Raw genomic sequence first — 16304 nt, forward strand, 5'->3', positions numbered from 1 at the left:
TCCTCACATGAAATTCGTCGCAACAACAATTGCGATCACGGCAATCACCGGCACCACGAAGACCCCCAGGATCAGCTTGCGGCGAAGGGATTCTTCGTAGTCGCGCATTCCTTTTTCGATAAAGGCCTCTCGCCGTGATTCCTCAAGGTCTCCTTCGGCAATCTTTTCCGCGGCGCGCTCTTCCAGCCTCTCCCGTCGCACCGAGCGCGAATAGAGCGAGACCACCACATAGACCACAGTCAGCCCGACAAACCCGGCAACGGCAAGGCGTATCAACCCAAGCATGCGCCATCCTTCCATCAACTCAGTGAACTGTGCCGTCCGGCGGCCCGTCTTGTCCACCGCCTATTCCGCCGCACGCCGCGGCCTTGCCGCTCCGTCGCCCGCCCGCTAGGGTTTCGCCATGGGCGACGCAATCGAATACAGGCTGCAAACGGCGGTGGACGCACGGCGCGATGATCTGGTGGCGCTTTGCCGGGATCTGATCCGCATCCCCACCCTCAACCCGCCGGGACTGAACTACCGCGAGATCTGCGGCTATCTCGCCGAGCGGCTTGCGCGGTCGGGGTTCGGCGTGGAACTGGTCCGCGCCGAAGGCACCCCCGCCGACAGCTCCAAACACCCCCGCTGGAACATCATCGCCCGCCACGAAGGCGCGCGGCCCGGCGAATGCGTGCATTTCAACTCACACCACGACGTGGTCGAGATCGGCCATGGCTGGAGCGTTGATCCCTTTGAAGGCGTCATGAAGGACGGGCGGATCTATGGCCGGGGCGCCTGCGACATGAAAGGGGGTCTGGCGGCCTCCGTCATCGCGGCCGAGGCCTTCATCGCAACCTGCCCCAACTATACCGGCGCCGTGGAAATCTCCGCCACGGCGGACGAGGAATCGGGCGGCTACGGCGGCGTGGCCCATCTGGCCGAAAAAGGCTACTTCGATCCGTCGCGGGTGCAGCATGTCATCATCCCCGAGCCGCTGAACAAAGACCGTATCTGCCTGGGCCACCGCGGCGTATGGTGGGCCGAGATCGAAACCAAGGGGCGCATCGCCCACGGCTCGATGCCCTTCCTTGGCGACAGCGCCATCCGCCACATGGGCGCGGTGCTGGAGGAAATCGAGCAGACTCTCTATCCGCTGCTGGCCACCAAACACACGGCCATGCCAGTCGTCCCCGAAGGCGCCCGGCAATCAACGCTGAACATCAACTCCATCCACGGTGGCGAGCCCGAGCAGGAGCCCGGCTATACCGGCCTGCCCGCGCCCTGCGTCGCCGACCGTTGCCGCATCATCCTCGACCGCCGGTTCCTGATCGAAGAGGATGTCACCGAGGTGAAGCGTGAGGTCACTGCGCTGCTCGAGCGGGTAAAGGCACAGCGCCCGAGCTTCCAGTACGAAATCCGCGACCTCTTCGAAGTGCAGCCGACAATGACGGAACGCGACGCGCCGGTGGTGAAGACCGTGGCCGAGGCCATCGAGAAAGTGCTGGCGAAACAGCCCGCCTATGTCGTCTCGCCCGGCACCTATGACCAGAAACATATCGACAGGATCGGGCGGCTGAAGAACTGCATCGCCTATGGCCCCGGCATTCTGGATCTGGCGCATCAGCCCGATGAATGGGTCGGCATCGATGACATGCTGGACAGCGCCAAGGTCATGGCGCTCACCCTCGCCGAATTGCTGACCGGCTGATCCTTCATCTTTCCCGAAATATCCCCGCCGGAGGCATGAAACTCTTTCCCGCGCGCGCTCAGCCCGCCGGCGCCGCCGGGATATTGTCGATCAGCCGCACCCCGTCAAGCCACGCCGCTGCCAGCAGGCGCGCGGGGGCGGTCAGCGCTGGCAGGGGCGCGAGCCCGTCTTCGGCACGCAGTTCGAGGTATTCCACCTCGGCGAACCCCGCCTTGAGGATCTCGGCCTTCGCCCGATCCAGCTCAGAGGCAACCGGCGCGCCCGCCGCGATCCGGCCTGCCGCCGCCGACATCGCCGCGAACAGCGCCGGCGCGATGCCGCGCGCCCGGGCCGACAGCCGGAGGTTGCGCGATGACAGCGCCAGCCCGTCCGCCTCGCGCACGGTCGGGCAGCCGGTGACCTGCACCGGAACATCCAGATCGCGCGCCAGCCGCGTCACCACCTGAAGCTGCTGAAAATCCTTCTCGCCGAAAAATGCCAGATCGGCGCCGGTTTGCAGGAACAGCTTGGTTACAACCGTCGCCACCCCGTCGAAATGCCCGGGCCGGTTGGCGCCGCACAGCCCCTCGCTGACACCCGAAACGCTGATATTGGTCGAAAACCCGTCAGGATAGACCTGATCCAGATCCGGCACGTAAAGCGCATCCACCGAAAACGGCGCCAGCTTGCGGGCGTCTTCCTGCTCTGTCCTGGGATAGCTTTCCAGATCCTGCGCATTGTTGAACTGCCGGGGATTGACGAAGATCGTCACGATCACCCGGTCTGCCGCGGCCCGGGCCGCCTTCACAAGGCTCAGATGCCCCTCATGCAGTGCGCCCATGGTGGGCACCACCGCCACCCGTTCGCCCGCGCGGCGCCATTCGGCCGTCACGCCGCGCAGATCGGCCCGCTGGCGCAGGATCGGTGTGGTCATTCCTTTGCCTCCGGCAGGGCGTCGCCGAACAGGTGCTCGGGCGCGGGGAAACTGCGGGCGCGCACTTCTTCGGCATAGGCCGCGATGGCCTTGTCGGCATCCGCGCCCAGCATGGCATAGCGCTTGGCGAACTTGGGTTTGAACGCGGTAAACAGGCCGAGCATGTCATCCACCACCAGAATCTGACCGTCGCACCCGGCCGACGCGCCGATGCCGATGGTCGGAATCGCAAGCCGCGCGGTGATCTCGTCGGCAAGCCGCTCGGGCACCTTCTCCAGCACCACCGAGAACGCGCCGGCATCGGCCACGGCATCGGCATCGGCCAGCACCCGCGCCGCATCCTCGCCCCGGCCCTGCACGCGGTAGCCGCCCAGCGTATTGATCGCCTGCGGCGTCAGCCCGATATGCGCCATCACCGGGATGCTGCGGCGGGTCAGATGGCGGATCGTCGGCGCCATCTCGACCCCGCCCTCCAGCTTGACCGCGGCGCAGCCCGTTTCCGCCACCAGCGCAGCTGCATTGCGAAATGCCTGCCCGGGGCTTTCCTCGTAAGATCCGAAGGGCATGTCGACCACCATCATGGCGCGCGACAGCCCGCGCGCGACGGCCTGCCCGTGCAACACCATCATCTCCATTGTCACACCAAGGGTCGAAGGCAGCCCGTGCAGCACCATGCCCACGCTGTCCCCCACCAGAACGATGTCGCAATGCGGATCGGTCAGCTGCGCCACCGGCGTGGTATAGGCGGTCAGGCAGACCAGCGGCGCCCCGCCCTTCCGTGCCACGATATCCGCCGGCGTCGGCACCTTCAGTTTCGTCGTCGCGCTCAACGGCTCTCCTCCCACGGCTGCCGAAATGTGGGGCGCGTTATACCGCCGCGGCGCGGAAAAGCCAGCCCGCTGTTGCCCTCCACGCCGATATTGCACATGCAAGATGCTTGCTTTGCAGGCCCGCCCGGCGTTTCATGTCGGCAAAGCCGCGCCCAGCGCGGACCGAAAAGGGAGACATGAAATGCGCATCATCCGGATGACGGCGGCGGCACTGGCCCTGGGCGCGGGCCCCGCCCTTGCCGCACAGGATACGATCACGCTGGGTATGCAGCTGGAGCCGCCCAACCTCGACCCGACAGGCGGCGCCGCCGCCGCGATCGACGAAGTAACCTATGCCAACATCTTCGAAGGCCTCACCCGCTTCGCCGCCGATGGCGCGATCATCCCCGGCCTCGCGCGCAGCTGGGACATCAGCGAAGACGGCCTGACCTATACCTTCCACCTGGCGCCCGGCGTGACATTCCACGATGGCACCGCGATGGATGCCGGGGATGTGAAATTCTCGCTCGATCGCGCCCGGGCGGAGGATTCGACCAATGCGCAGAAGGCGCTCTTTGCCGGGATCGCCGATGTCGCGGTCATCGATCCGCTGACGGTTCGCATCACCCTGTCCGCCCCCGATGGCGGCTTTGCGTTCAAGATGGCCTGGGGCGATGCGGTGATCGTGGCCCCCGAAAGCGCCGAAACCAACGCCGCCGCGCCCGTCGGCACCGGGCCGTTCAAGCTCGCCCGCTGGGTCCAGGGCGACCGGATAGAACTAGAGCGTCACCCCGATTACTGGGGCGCCGCCCCCGCCCTATCGAAAGCCACGTTCCGGTTCATCTCCGATCCCAACGCCGCCTTCGCCGCGATGATGGCGGGCGATGTGGATGCCTTCCCGGTGTTCCCGGCGCCCGAAACGCTGGAGCAGTTCAAGGCCGATCCGCGCTTCACCGTCATCGTCGGCTCGACCGAGGGCGAGACGGTGCTGGCGATGAACAACAAGCAAAAGCCGCTGGATGACGTGCGCGTGCGTGCCGCCGTCGCCCATGCCATCAACCGGCAGGATATCATCGACGGCGCGATGTTCGGCTATGGCACCCCCATCGGCACCCATTTCGCGCCGCATAACCCCGACTATATCGACCTGACCGGCATCTCGGCCTATGACCCCGAGAAATCGAAGGCCCTGCTGAAAGCGGCCGGCGTGTCGGATCTGACCCTGCGCATGGCCCTGCCGCCGCCCACCTATGCCCGGCGCGGCGGCGAGATCATCGCGGCCCAGCTGCGCGAGATCGGGATCACGACCGAGATCACCAACATGGAATGGGCGCAATGGCTGGAGCAGGCGTTCCGGGGCAAGGATTTCGATCTGACCATCGTCAGCCATACCGAACCGATGGATATCGGCATCTACGCCCGGCCGGATTACTATTTCCAGTATGACGACCTGGGCTTTCAGGCGCTGCTGGCGCTGCTGGATAACACCTCGGCGCCAGAGGCACGTTCGGGCCTTCTGAAAGCCGCGCAGGGAAAAATCGCGATGGATTATGTCAACGGTTATCTTTTTCAGCTTGCCAAGACCGGGGTCGCCAATGCCAAGATAAAGGGCCTATGGGAGAACGCGCCCACACAGGCGAATGACCTGACGGGTGTTACCTGGGAGGAGTGACACCCTACGCGGGCATTCGGGGAAGGGCGCCGATATTACGGCGCCCTTTTTCCGTTCCCGCCCGAGGCGCAATCGCTCTGGCGCGCGGGGCGGTCCCTCTCTAACCTCCGGCACATGCTTCGCTTCGCCGCCACACGCCTTGTTTCCCTCGGCCTCAGCCTGATCGCCGCGAGCCTCGTGATCTTCGCGGTGATCGAGGTTGTTCCCGGCGATCCGGCGGCCTTCATGCTCGGGCTCAACGCCGAGCCCGAGGCGGTGGCCGCCCTGCGCGACGAGCTGGGCCTGAACGGCTCGCGCGCCGCGCGCTATCTGTCATGGGTCGGCGGCATGGTGACGGGCGATTTCGGGCAATCCTACACCTACCGGGTGCCGGTGTCGCAACTGGTGCTGCAACGGCTCTGGGTTTCGCTGCCGCTCGCGCTCTACGCGCTCGGTCTGTCGACGCTCATCGCCTTCCCCATCGGGCTGATCGCGGCGTCGCGGCGGGGCAGGCCCGCCGATTACGGCATCATGGCGGCCACCCAGCTGGGCGTGGCGGTGCCGAATTTCTGGTTTGCCATGCTGCTGGTGCTGGTCTTTGCGGTGAACCTGCGCTGGTTCTCGGCCGGCGGCTTTCCCGGCTGGGAGGCGGGCGCCTTTGCGGCGCTCAAGGCGCTGACCCTGCCGGCCGTGTCGCTTGCCCTGCCGCAGGCCTCGATCCTGGCGCGGGTCATGCGCTCGGCGCTGATCGAAACGCTGGGGCAGGATTACATCCGCACCGCGCGGGCCAAGGGCCTGTCGCGCCGTCAGGCGATCACCCGCCATGCGCTGCGCAACGCACTGATCCCGGTGCTGACGATCATCGGGCTGCAATTCTCGTTCCTGCTGGCCGGGGCGATCATCATCGAAAACGTGTTCTTCCTGCCCGGTCTGGGGCGGCTGATCTTTCAGGGCATCACCCAGCGCGATCTCGTGGTGGTGGAAAGTGTGGTGATGCTGCTGGTCTTCGCGGTGATCCTTGTGACGTTCCTTGTCGATCTGGCCTATGCCGCGGCCGATCCGCGCCTGAGGCACCGGCGATGAGATGGCCGGTGCAACTGATAATCGGCGCCATCCTGTCGGGGCTGTTCGTGCTGGCGGCAGCGGCCTCGTTCCTGTGGGTGCCGCATGAGGTGAGCACGCTGAGCATCGCCGACAGGCTGAAGCCGCCCTCGGCCCGCTACCTGCTGGGCACGGATCACTTCGGCCGCGACATCCTGTCGATGCTGATGGTCGGCGCGCGCACCTCGATCGCGGTGGCGCTGGTGGCGGTGGGCATCGGCGTGGCGGCGGGGGTGCCGCTGGGCCTTGCCGCCGCCGCGCGCCGGGGCAGCCTGCTGGACGAGATCATCATGCGCGGCAATGACCTGATCTTCGCCTTCCCTTCGCTTGTCATCGCCATCCTGATCACCGCCGTCTTCGGGCCTTCGGCGCTGAACGCGATTCTGGCGATCGGCATATTCAACATCCCGGTCTTCGCCCGCGTCACCCGCGGCGGCGCGCTGTCGATCTGGACGCTCGACTATATCCTCGCCGCGCGCGTTGCGGGCAAGAACGCGCTGCGCATCAGTGCCGAGCATATCCTGCCCAACATCCTGAACCTGCTGATCGTGCAGGGCACCATCCAGTTTTCGCTCGGCATTCTGGCCGAGGCGGGCCTGTCATACGTCGGGCTTGGCGCGCAGCCGCCGACGCCGAGCTGGGGCCGGATGCTGGCCGATGCGCAGACGATGATCTACACCGCGCCGCGCCTTGCGATCCTGCCGGGGCTGGCGATCGTCGGCATGGTTCTGGGGCTGAACCTGATGGGCGACGGGCTGCGCGACGCGCTGGACCCCCGCCTGCGGAGGGCGCGCGAATGATCGCGGTCGAAGGGCTTTCGCTGGCGATCCACGGCCAGCCGATCCTGCGCGATGTCACGTTCCGCGTGGCGCCGGGCAAGGTGTTCGGGCTGGTCGGCGAAAGCGGCTCTGGCAAATCGCTGACGGCGCTGGCGCTGCTGCAACTGGCGCCCGAGGGCAGCACGCTGAGCGGGCGGGCGATGATGGGCGATACCGATCTGCTGTCGCTGCCCGAACGCGGGATGTGCGCCATTCGCGGCAACCGCATCGGCATGATCTTTCAGGAGCCGATGACCGCGCTGAACCCGGTTCAGACAATCGGCGAACAAGTGGCCGAAACGCTGGTGATCCATGGCCGGGCCAACCGCCACGAGGCGCTGGCGATGGCGCGCGAACGGCTGGACAGGGTCGGCCTGCCCGCCGCGAAATTCCCGCTGTCGCGCTATCCGCACGCGCTTTCGGGCGGGCAGCGGCAGCGGGTCTGCATCGCCATGGCCATCGCCCTGCGCCCCGAACTGCTGATCGCCGACGAGCCCACCACGGCGCTGGACGTGACCACACAGGCGCAGATTCTGGATCTGCTGAAGGAACTGGTGGAGCAGGAGCAGATGGGCCTTCTGCTGATCACCCACGATCTGGCGGTGGTGGCGGGCATGGCCGATGATCTGGCGGTGATGCAGCAGGGCAGGATCGTCGAACAGGGCCCGACCGAAGAACTGTTTCGCCACATGCGCCACCCCTACACCCGGCAGCTGTTCGAGGCCTCCGGCCACCGCCCCCCGCAGACTGCCGTGCCGCAGGAGGGCCCGCTTTTGCGTGTTCACGGCGTGATTCGGGAATATCCCCGGCCCCGCGCGGCGCTTTTGCGGCGGCCGCCGCCCTTTCGCGCGGTCAACGAGGTCAGCTTCGACATCCGGCGTGGCGAAAGCCTGGGGCTGGTTGGCGAATCCGGGTGCGGCAAATCCACCCTGACCCGTGCCATTCTGGGGCTGGAGCCGCTGCAGGGCGGCGAGATCCGGCTGGATGGCGAAGCGGTGCACGCGGGCGAGCCGATGCCGGCGCATATGCGGCGCAAGATGCAGGTGGTGTTTCAGGACCCCTATGGCAGCTTCAATCCGCGCCACCGGGTGCGGCGGCTGATCGCCGAGCCGTTCCACCTTGCCGGGCGCCCCGACGATGCCGGGGCGCGGATCGACGCGGCGCTTGAGGCGGTCGGGCTGCGGCCTTCGGATGCGGACAGGTTCATCCATGAGTTTTCCGGCGGCCAGCGCCAGCGCATCGCCATCGCCCGCGCCCTGATCACCCGGCCGGAGCTGATCATTCTGGACGAGGCCGTCTCGGCACTGGATGTGCGGGTGCGGGCGCAGATCCTGGATCTGCTGGCAGCGCTTCGGGCGGAGTTCGGGCTGACCTATCTGTTCATCAGCCATGATCTGAGTGTCGTACGCAGCATCACCGACCGGGTGATGGTCATGAAGGCCGGCGAGATCGTCGAGCAGGGGCCGACCGAGGCGGTGTTCGGCGCGCCCCGGCATGCCTATACGCAGATGCTGATTGCCGCGGCGCCGGTGATTCCGGCAGGGTGGCGGGGCGACGGCGAGGCGCGGCCCGGGGGCTGATCCCCGGCGGGCCGTTTGCGGTGGGCGCCGGGGGCTTCGCGCCCCCGGACCCCGCGGGATATTTGGACGAAAAAGAAGGAGCATGCGCGAGATGCAACAGGGGCCACGCAACCTGATCACCGATGTGCCCGGGCTGCGCGTCGGCAATGCCGAAGACCTGGAGATCAAGACCGGTGTCACCGTTCTGATCGGCGACAGGCCGTTCACGGCGGCGGTGCATATCATGGGCGGCGCGCCCGGCACACGCGAGACCGATCTGTTGCAGCCCGACCGGCTGGTGCAGGAGGTCGATGCGCTGGTGCTTTCGGGGGGCTCTGCCTTCGGGCTGGACGCGGGATCGGGGGTGGCCGATGCGCTGCGCGAGCAGGGGCGCGGATTTTTGGTGGGCGATCAGCCGGTGCCGATCGTGCCCGGCGCGATCCTGTTCGATCTGATGAACGGCGGCGCGAAGGACTGGGTGGAGAACCCCTACAGGGCGCTGGGGCGCGCGGCGCTGGATCAGGCCAGCGAGACATTCGCGCTTGGCACCAAGGGGGCGGGCACCGGTGCGACCACCGCCAATCTGAAGGGCGGCCTTGGTTCGGCCTCCGTGGTGCTGGCCTGTGGTGTGACTGTCGGCGCGCTGGTTGCGGTCAACCCGGTGGGGGCGGTCACGATGGGCGACGGGCCGGAATTCTGGGCAGCGCCGTTCGAGATGGGGGCGGAGTTCGGCGGCCGGGGATATGGCCGCCACGACCCTGGCCGGACACCACGGTACAAGGGGGATCAGGGCGGGAACACGACGATCGCCATCGTGGCGACCGATGCGGCCCTGACCCAAGCCCAGGCCGCGCGGGTGGCGATTGCCGCGCATGACGGGATGGCCCGGGCCATCCTGCCCAGCCACACACAGTTCGACGGCGATCTGGTGTTCGCCGCCGCCACCGGGGCCATGCCCCTGCCCGATCCGGCGCGCGATGCGCTGCAGCTTGGCCATGCAGCCGCCACCTGCCTTGCCCGGGCCATCGCGCGCGGCGTCTATCATGCGACCCCGGCGCCGGGCGACAGCCTGCCGACCTGGCAGGACAGGTTCGGGTGATGCGGCGGCTGGACAAGGCCCGCGGCGCGTGATTTGCCATGGGTAACCCAAGGGGAGGATGACCGATGCCCGCAACCGAACTTCGCAGCCTTTTGCGCGATCCCGGCCTTCTGGAGACGAGGGCCTATCTGGCCGGGGAATGGGCCGATGCCGACAATGGCGCCACGTTCGAGGTGACCAACCCGGCGCGCGGCGATGTGATCTGCACCGTGCCCGATCTGGGCCGGGCCGAGACCGCCCGCGCGATCGGCGCCGCGCAGGTGGCGCAAAAGGACTGGGCCGCCCGCACCGCCAGGGAGCGCGCCACAATCCTGCGGCGCTGGTATGATCTGATGATGGCGCATCAGGATGATCTGGCCACGATCCTGACCGCCGAGATGGGCAAGCCGCTGGCCGAGGCGAAGGGCGAGATCGCCTATGGCGCTGCGTTCATCGAATGGTTCGCCGAAGAGGGCAAGCGCATCTATGGCGAGACCATCCCCGGCCATCAGCCCGACAAGCGGCTGATGGTGATCCGTCAGCCGGTGGGCGTGGTCGGCGCGATCACGCCATGGAACTTTCCCAACGCGATGATCACCCGCAAGGCGGGCCCGGCGCTGGCCGCCGGCTGTGCCTTCATCTCCAAGCCCGCCGCCGAAACGCCACTGTCGGCGCTGGCGCTGGCGGTGCTGGCCGACCGGGCCGGGCTGCCGAAGGGGCTGTTTTCGGTCATTCCGGGAACGGATGCCGCCGGGATCGGGCAGGAGTTCTGCGAGAACCCGCTGGTGCGCAAGATCACCTTCACCGGTTCCACCAATGTCGGGCGCATCCTGTTGCGGCAGGCGGCGGATCAGGTCAAGAAATGTTCGATGGAGCTGGGCGGCAACGCGCCCTTCATCGTGTTCGACGACGCCGATCTGGACGAGGCCGTGATCGGTGCCATCGCCTGCAAGTTCCGCAACAACGGCCAGACCTGCGTCTGCGCCAACCGCATCTATGTGCAGGCTGGCGTCTACGATGCCTTCGCCGCGAAACTGGCAGAGGCGGTGGCCGCGCTGAAGGTGGGCGACGGGTTGCAGGAGGGCACTGATCTGGGCCCGCTGATCACTGACAAGGCGGTGCAGAAGGTCGAGGAACATCTGGCCGACGCCACCGCCAGGGGCGCGACGATCCTGCGGGGCGGCCGGCGGCATGGCAACGGCGGCACCTTCTTCGAACCCACCGTGGTGACGGGCGCCACGCAGGCAATGCAATTCGCCACCGAAGAAACCTTCGGCCCGCTGGCCCCCCTGTTCAAGTTCGATACTGTCGAGGATGTGATCGCGATGGCGAATGACACGATCTTCGGTCTCGCATCTTACTTCTATGCGCGGGATCTGAGCCGGGTCTACAAGGTGGCCGAGGCGCTGGAGTACGGAATCGTCGGTGTGAATACCGGCATCATCTCGACCGAGGTGGCGCCATTCGGCGGCGTGAAACAGTCCGGTCTGGGCCGCGAAGGCTCGCGCCACGGGATCGAGGACTACCTGGAGATGAAATACATCTGCATGTCGGTCTGAGACGTCTCTATTTTACAGAACTGACATTCAAACGTTACCGGGCGGTCATGGAAAATCGCCAATCCGATCAGGCAAAATACTGCATTTGGGGGACATATTCCATGACCGCACGCCTTCTGGGCCTCACCTCGGTACTGGCGCTTAGTGCTGGCGCCGCCACCGCCGAAATGAATTTCAACCGCATCGCCTCTTTTCCGACCATCGCCAACATGGCGGCGGGCGAGGACACGGGCCGCGAAACCTCGGCCGAGATCATCGCCGCCACCGATGACGGCATGATGCTGGCCTATACCGACAGCCCGCTGGGCGTGCTGGGCCTGGTCGATATCACCGATCCCAAGGCACCAAAGCCGCTGGGCAATATCGACACGGGCGGCGAGCCGACCTCTGTGGCGATCATCGGCAAGGTGGCCTTTGTCGGCGTGAACACCTCGGAAAGCTATGTGGCCCCGTCGGGCATTCTGAAAGCCATCGACCTGACCACCAAGGCCGAACTGGGCGCCTGCGATCTGGGCGGCCAGCCGGATTCGGTGGCCAAGGCCAAGGACGGCAGCTTTATCACCGTGGCGATCGAGAACGAGCGCGATGAGGACCTCAACGATGGCGTCATCCCGCAGATGCCCGCCGGGGCGCTGGTGATGGTCGGCGTCAAGGATGGCGCGCTGGATTGCGGCACCCTGAAGACTGTCGACATGACCGGTCTGGCAGAGATTGCCCCTTCGGACCCCGAGCCCGAATTCGTCGACGTCAACAGCCTGGGCGAAACCGTCGTCACGATGCAGGAGAACAACCACCTGGCGGTGGTGGCGAAAGACGGCACCGTCATCGCGCATTTCCCGGCCGGCACGGTTGATCTGGAAGGCGTCGACGCCACCGACGAGCGCGGCGCGCTGCTCTTCACCGAAAGCCAGCCGGGCCGCAAACGCGAACCCGATGCGGTGAAATGGATCGACGACACCCATTTCGCCATCGCCAATGAAGGTGACTACGAAGGCGGCTCGCGCGGCTGGACGATCTTCGCCAAGGACGGCACCGTGGTTTACGAATCCGGCACCTCTTTCGAGCAGGCGGTGATCCAGATCGGCCACTACCCCGACAAGCGGTCGGACGCCAAAGGCATCGAGCCCGAGTCGATCGAGGTGGGCACATTCGGCGGCACGCCGCTGGTCTTTGTGGGCGCCGAGCGCGCCTCGGTCGTCGGCGTCTATGACGTGACCGATCCCGCCGCCCCGGTGCTGAAGCAGATCCTGCCCTCGGGCATCGCGCCCGAAGGCTATGTGGCGATCCCGTCGCGCAACCTGATGGTGTCCGCCAACGAGGCCGACCTGATCGAGGATGGCGGCGTGCGCAGCCATGTCATGCTTTACGAATATCAGGATGCACCGGCGGCCTATCCGCAGCTGACATCGGCCGGCGCCGACAGGCTGATCGGCTGGGGCGCGATTTCCGGCATGGTCGCCGATGGCGAAAGCACCGTCTGGGCGGTGAACGACAGCTTCTATGGCTATCAGCCCACGATATTCAAGATCGACGTCGGCGCCACTCCGGCCCGCATCACCGACGCCATCTATGTCACCCGCGCCGGCATGCCCGCGCAGAAGCTGGACATGGAAGGCATCACACTGGACGGCAACGGCGGCTTCTGGGTCGCCTCCGAAGGGCGGACCGACCGGGTTGTGCCGCACGCGCTTTACAACGTGAACGCCAAGGGCGAAATCAAGAAAGAGATCGGCCTGCCGGCCGAATTGATGGCGGTCGAGAAACGCTTCGGCTTTGAGGGCGTCACCATGGTTGGCGACACACTCTGGATGGCGGTTCAGCGCGAGTGGAACGATGATCCGGCGAACCACGTGAAACTGGTCGCCTATAACACCGGCACCCAGGAATGGGGCGCGGTTCTTTACCCCAAGGCCGAGCCCGCCAAAGGCTGGACGGGCCTTTCGGAAATCGTGGCGCATGGCGACTGGTTCTATGTCATCGAGCGTGACAACCAGATCGGCGCGGCCGCGGTGACCAAGAAGATCTACCGCATCCCCGCCGCCGAGATGGTACCGGCGCCGCTGGGCGGCGATCTGCCGGTGGTCAACAAGGAAGAGGTGCGCGACCTGATCCCCGATCTGCAATCCTTCGGCGGCTATGTGGTGGACAAGATCGAAGGTCTGGCGATCATGCCGGATGGCGAGATCTTCGTTTCCACCGACAATGACGGTGTCGACGACAGCTCGGGCGAGACCTTCTTCTGGTCGATCGGCAAGGCCGAATAAAACCGGCCCCAGCCAATGGAAAAGGCGCGCGGCCCGATGGCCGCGCGCCCTGCGTTTCAGTTCAGCTTCTGGCGAAAAGGATCAGGCCTGCGCCTCGACCGCCTGCGCCTCGATCGCACCGCCACTGGCAATCTCGATCCGGCGCGGCTTTAGCGCTTCGGGTACTTCCCGCACAAGGTCGATATGCAGCATGCCGTCGGCATGGGTGGCGCCGCTGACCTTCACATGGTCGGCAAGCTGAAAGCGGCGTTCGAACGCACGCGTCGCGATGCCGCGATGCAGATAGGTCCGTTCACCTTCCTCGGGCGCCTTGCGCGCGGCAATGATCAGCGCGTTGTCTTTCACGTCAACCGACAGTTCGTCGGCCGTGAATCCGGCGACGGCCAGGGTAATCCGATAGCCGTTGTCCGAGGTTTTTTCGATGTTGTAAGGTGGATAGGTCGACTGGGCGACATCATTGGTCAGAACCCGGTCCATCATGTCGGCCACGCGGTCGAAACCGACGGTGGCACGGTAAAGCGGCGAAAGGTCAAAGCTTCGCATATCATCATCCTCCGTTGAGCGATGCAGTTATCCAGCCCTCCCCTCGGGGACGGGCAATCGTCGAAAACAGGCCCGTATGGCACCTGCACGGCTTAAATGTGGGAAGGTCATTTTCCGGTTTCAAGCCCGGCGCGCGAGGCGCCGTTCGGCCCCTTCAGGGCCGGACGAATTTCGCACCGCCCGCGCTGCGCACCCCGTCTTGCGAAAAGCGCCGCGCCAGCGGCAGGCTGTCGGCGGTCTGCCCCTCGCCCGCGGCCAGACGGCTGCGCATCAGATCGAGCGACCCCGCCAGAGACGCCACCAGAGCCACCGGCCTGTCTCCGACCTCCGCCTTTGACGACACCACGGAAACAATCCTGGGTACGCCATCTTCGAAGGTAAAGACCGGCGCCCCGGAAGAGCCGAAATTCACGCTGCAAGACAGCATCAAGACACCGGCCCGCCCCGCCAGAACGTGGCACACCTCCTGCAGTGAAGGCGCTTCGGCCCGGTCTTCGGCATAGGAAACCACGCCCACCTCATCACCCTTGCGCGGGCGCCGGGCCGTATCGAAGGGCGTTACCCCCGTCAGCCGGATCGGCCGCTCCAGCTCCACGAGCGCCAGATCATAGGCAACCCGGTCAACGCGGTCTGCCGTGGCGAAACTATAGCGCGGATGCTCCACCACCCGCCGCACCCGGCGATAGGCCTCTGCCCGGCCGTTGCGCCAGCCCGCCAGAAACTCCAGATCCTCGAGGCTCACCTGCCGGCCGGTGGATTTGTCGTAAAGACAATGCGCCGCCGTCAACACCAGATCGGGCGCGACAAGGGCACCGGTGCAAAACCCGCGGGTGCCGATGTTCAGCCGCCCGACCGCTTCCCAGCCCTTGCCGTCATTCGCCGTCTGCAACGATCGCAGGGTGCTTTCCTGCGCCTGAAGCGCCGAGCCGCAAAGGGCCAGAACCAAAAGCATGAGTGTCAGGTAACCGCGCATGTCATCTCCCTGCCCGCGGCACCGGCCTAGCAGCGGGATTGGGCAGGATTAAGGCTGGTTTTCGGTCAAAGCGCGCGGTTTTTGCCCGCCCGTCGCCCAATCCACAAGCTCGACCGTATGCACGACCGGCACCGCGGTGCCCGACCCGATCTGCATCATGCAGCCGATATTGCCCGCGGCAATCAGATCGGGCTGCCGGGCCTCCAGCGTTTTCACCTTGCGCGCCTTCAGCTGCCCCGAAATCTCCGGCTGCAGCAGGTTGTAGGTTCCGGCCGAGCCGCAGCACAGATGAGGATCGGCAGGTTCCACCACCCGAAACCCCACCCGTTTCAGCAGCTCCTTCGGCGCCGATCTGATCTGCTGCCCGTGCTGCAGCGAACAGGCCGCGTGATAGGCCACGGTCAGCCCCCTGTCGGCCCCCTCGGGCACATCGAGCTTCATCAGAAGCTCCGTGATATCCAGCGCCATCTCCGCCACGGCCTGCGCCTCTGCCTGAAGCGGGTCGGCTTCGAACAGATGCCCGTAATCCTTGACGGTGGTGCCGCAGCCGCTGGTGTTGATCACGACCGCATCCAGCCCTTCGCCCGCCATCTCGGCAGCCCAGGCGCGAATGTTTCTCGCCGCCGTGGCGCGCGCCTCGTCAGACTTGCCCATATGATGGGTCAGCGCGCCGCAACAGCCGATGCCGCGCGCGATCACCACCTCGCAGCCCAGCCGCCGCAGCAGCCGAATGGTGGCATCGTTGATATCCGTGTTCAGCGCCCGCTGCGCGCATCCGGTCATCAGCGCCACGCGCATCCGGCGCGCGCCGATGGCCGCAAACACCTGCGGGGCGTCATTGCGGCTGACCGGCGGGATGCGCCTGGGCGCCATCGCCAACATCGCCTTCAACCGCGCATCGGGCATCAGAAAGGCGAATGGCCGCCCGATCCTCGCGCCCAGAAGCGCCAGCCGGAACCGCGACGGATAGGGCAGGATCCGCGCCAGCAGCCAGCGCAGCGCCCGATCGGAAAACGGCCGGCGATAGGTCTTCTCGATATGCGCGCGCGCGTGATCGACCAGATGCATGTAATGCACCCCCGACGGGCAGGTCGTCATGCAGGCCAGGCAACTCAGGCACCGGTCGACATGCCGCACGGTCTTTTCATCCGCCGGCCGTCCGCTTTCCAGCATGTCCTTGATCAGATAGATCCGGCCGCGCGGGCTGTCCAGCTCGTCGCCCAGCAGCTGATAGGTGGGGCAGGTGGCGGTGCAGAACCCGCAATGCACGCAGGCGCGCAAAATCTTGTTCGACCGTGCGATCGCCGGGTCTTTCAACTGCTCGGGGGTGAATGTCGTCTGCATCG

At 66.1% G+C, this 16304-nt stretch carries 14 protein-coding genes; 8 read left to right on the forward strand and 6 right to left on the reverse strand.

Features of this window, described 5'->3' with window-relative positions; all coding sequences use genetic code 11:
* Window positions 1–3: 3 nt before the first annotated feature.
* Window positions 4–342, reverse strand: a complete 339-nt coding sequence (locus GGR17_RS11740; RefSeq protein ID WP_369817411.1) for a hypothetical protein — start codon at window positions 340–342, stop codon at window positions 4–6.
* 61 nt (window positions 343–403) lie between these two features.
* Here GGR17_RS11740 and GGR17_RS11745 point away from each other — a divergent pair, with 61 nt between their 5' ends.
* Complete coding sequence (locus GGR17_RS11745; protein WP_054539746.1) at window positions 404–1690, forward strand: acetylornithine deacetylase/succinyl-diaminopimelate desuccinylase family protein; 1287 nt, start codon at window positions 404–406, stop codon at window positions 1688–1690.
* 58 nt (window positions 1691–1748) lie between these two features.
* Here the strand turns inward: GGR17_RS11745 and panC are convergent, their stop codons facing one another.
* Complete coding sequence (panC, locus tag GGR17_RS11750; protein WP_054539747.1) at window positions 1749–2603, reverse strand: pantoate--beta-alanine ligase; 855 nt, start codon at window positions 2601–2603, stop codon at window positions 1749–1751.
* On the reverse strand, window positions 2600–3433 hold the full coding sequence (gene panB / locus GGR17_RS11755) for a 3-methyl-2-oxobutanoate hydroxymethyltransferase (RefSeq protein WP_054539748.1): 834 nt from the start codon (window positions 3431–3433) through the stop codon (window positions 2600–2602). The genes panC and panB overlap by 4 nt, the downstream gene beginning before the upstream one ends.
* A 181-nt stretch (window positions 3434–3614) precedes the next feature.
* Between panB and GGR17_RS11760 the strand changes: the two genes are divergently transcribed.
* The 7 genes from GGR17_RS11760 to GGR17_RS11790 all read left to right on the forward strand — a co-directional run bounded on the left by GGR17_RS11760 (window position 3615) and on the right by GGR17_RS11790 (window position 13442).
* Window positions 3615–5084 (forward strand): ABC transporter substrate-binding protein, encoded by a 1470-nt coding sequence (locus GGR17_RS11760; protein ID WP_054539749.1) that lies wholly within the window; start codon window positions 3615–3617, stop codon window positions 5082–5084.
* A gap of 114 nt (window positions 5085–5198) precedes the next feature.
* Window positions 5199–6146 (forward strand): ABC transporter permease, encoded by a 948-nt coding sequence (locus tag GGR17_RS11765; protein ID WP_037209397.1) that lies wholly within the window; start codon window positions 5199–5201, stop codon window positions 6144–6146.
* Window positions 6143–6964 carry an ABC transporter permease gene (locus tag GGR17_RS11770; RefSeq protein ID WP_037209395.1) on the forward strand — a complete coding sequence of 274 codons (822 nt, stop codon included), beginning with the start codon at window positions 6143–6145 and terminating at the stop codon, window positions 6962–6964. Before GGR17_RS11765 ends, GGR17_RS11770 begins: the two co-directional genes overlap by 4 nt.
* Window positions 6961–8562, forward strand: coding sequence for an ABC transporter ATP-binding protein (locus tag GGR17_RS11775; protein ID WP_054539750.1), 1602 nt, complete (start codon window positions 6961–6963; stop codon window positions 8560–8562). Before GGR17_RS11770 ends, GGR17_RS11775 begins: the two co-directional genes overlap by 4 nt.
* Window positions 8563–8653: 91 nt before the next feature.
* A complete protein-coding gene (locus GGR17_RS11780) occupies window positions 8654–9640 on the forward strand; it encodes a P1 family peptidase (protein WP_054540464.1) in 987 nt (328 codons plus the stop codon).
* A gap of 65 nt (window positions 9641–9705) precedes the next feature.
* Entirely contained in the window at window positions 9706–11178 is a 1473-nt protein-coding gene (locus GGR17_RS11785) for an NAD-dependent succinate-semialdehyde dehydrogenase (RefSeq protein ID WP_054539751.1), read from the forward strand.
* Between the two features lie 101 nt (window positions 11179–11279).
* Entirely contained in the window at window positions 11280–13442 is a 2163-nt protein-coding gene (locus tag GGR17_RS11790) for an esterase-like activity of phytase family protein (RefSeq protein WP_054540465.1), read from the forward strand.
* 81 nt (window positions 13443–13523) lie between these two features.
* Here GGR17_RS11790 and GGR17_RS11795 read toward each other — a convergent pair whose 3' ends face one another.
* The 3 genes from GGR17_RS11795 to glcF form a co-directional block, all read right to left on the reverse strand.
* A complete protein-coding gene (locus tag GGR17_RS11795; protein WP_054539752.1) occupies window positions 13524–13985 on the reverse strand; it encodes an Hsp20 family protein in 462 nt (153 codons plus the stop codon).
* 154 nt (window positions 13986–14139) lie between these two features.
* Window positions 14140–14958 carry a trypsin-like serine peptidase gene (locus GGR17_RS11800; protein ID WP_157445604.1) on the reverse strand — a complete coding sequence of 273 codons (819 nt, stop codon included), beginning with the start codon at window positions 14956–14958 and terminating at the stop codon, window positions 14140–14142.
* A 48-nt stretch (window positions 14959–15006) separates the two neighbouring features.
* The gene (glcF, locus tag GGR17_RS11805) at window positions 15007–16302 is read right to left on the reverse strand and encodes a glycolate oxidase subunit GlcF (protein WP_054539753.1); all 1296 of its coding nucleotides are present in this window, start codon (window positions 16300–16302) and stop codon (window positions 15007–15009) included.
* Between the last annotated feature and the right edge of the window lie 2 nt (window positions 16303–16304).

The organism is Actibacterium naphthalenivorans (assembly GCF_014196965.1).
GTDB lineage: Bacteria > Pseudomonadota > Alphaproteobacteria > Rhodobacterales > Rhodobacteraceae > Actibacterium_A > Actibacterium_A naphthalenivorans.

Excerpts from the sequence above, each read along its gene's own strand:
- GGR17_RS11745 (WP_054539746.1), top strand. The coding sequence starts at position 404 with ATGGGCGACGCAATCGAATACAGGCTGCAAACGGCGGTGGACGCACGG.
- panC (WP_054539747.1), bottom strand. The coding sequence starts at position 2,603 with ATGACCACACCGATCCTGCGCCAGCGGGCCGATCTGCGCGGCGTGACG.
- GGR17_RS11760 (WP_054539749.1), top strand. The coding sequence starts at position 3,615 with ATGCGCATCATCCGGATGACGGCGGCGGCACTGGCCCTGGGCGCGGGC.
- GGR17_RS11765 (WP_037209397.1), top strand. The coding sequence starts at position 5,199 with ATGCTTCGCTTCGCCGCCACACGCCTTGTTTCCCTCGGCCTCAGCCTG.
- GGR17_RS11770 (WP_037209395.1), top strand. The coding sequence starts at position 6,143 with ATGAGATGGCCGGTGCAACTGATAATCGGCGCCATCCTGTCGGGGCTG.
- GGR17_RS11775 (WP_054539750.1), top strand. The coding sequence starts at position 6,961 with ATGATCGCGGTCGAAGGGCTTTCGCTGGCGATCCACGGCCAGCCGATC.
- GGR17_RS11780 (WP_054540464.1), top strand. The coding sequence starts at position 8,654 with ATGCAACAGGGGCCACGCAACCTGATCACCGATGTGCCCGGGCTGCGC.
- GGR17_RS11785 (WP_054539751.1), top strand. The coding sequence starts at position 9,706 with ATGCCCGCAACCGAACTTCGCAGCCTTTTGCGCGATCCCGGCCTTCTG.
- GGR17_RS11790 (WP_054540465.1), top strand. The coding sequence starts at position 11,280 with ATGACCGCACGCCTTCTGGGCCTCACCTCGGTACTGGCGCTTAGTGCT.
- GGR17_RS11795 (WP_054539752.1), bottom strand. The coding sequence starts at position 13,985 with ATGCGAAGCTTTGACCTTTCGCCGCTTTACCGTGCCACCGTCGGTTTC.
- GGR17_RS11800 (WP_157445604.1), bottom strand. The coding sequence starts at position 14,958 with ATGCGCGGTTACCTGACACTCATGCTTTTGGTTCTGGCCCTTTGCGGC.
- glcF (WP_054539753.1), bottom strand. The coding sequence starts at position 16,302 with ATGCAGACGACATTCACCCCCGAGCAGTTGAAAGACCCGGCGATCGCA.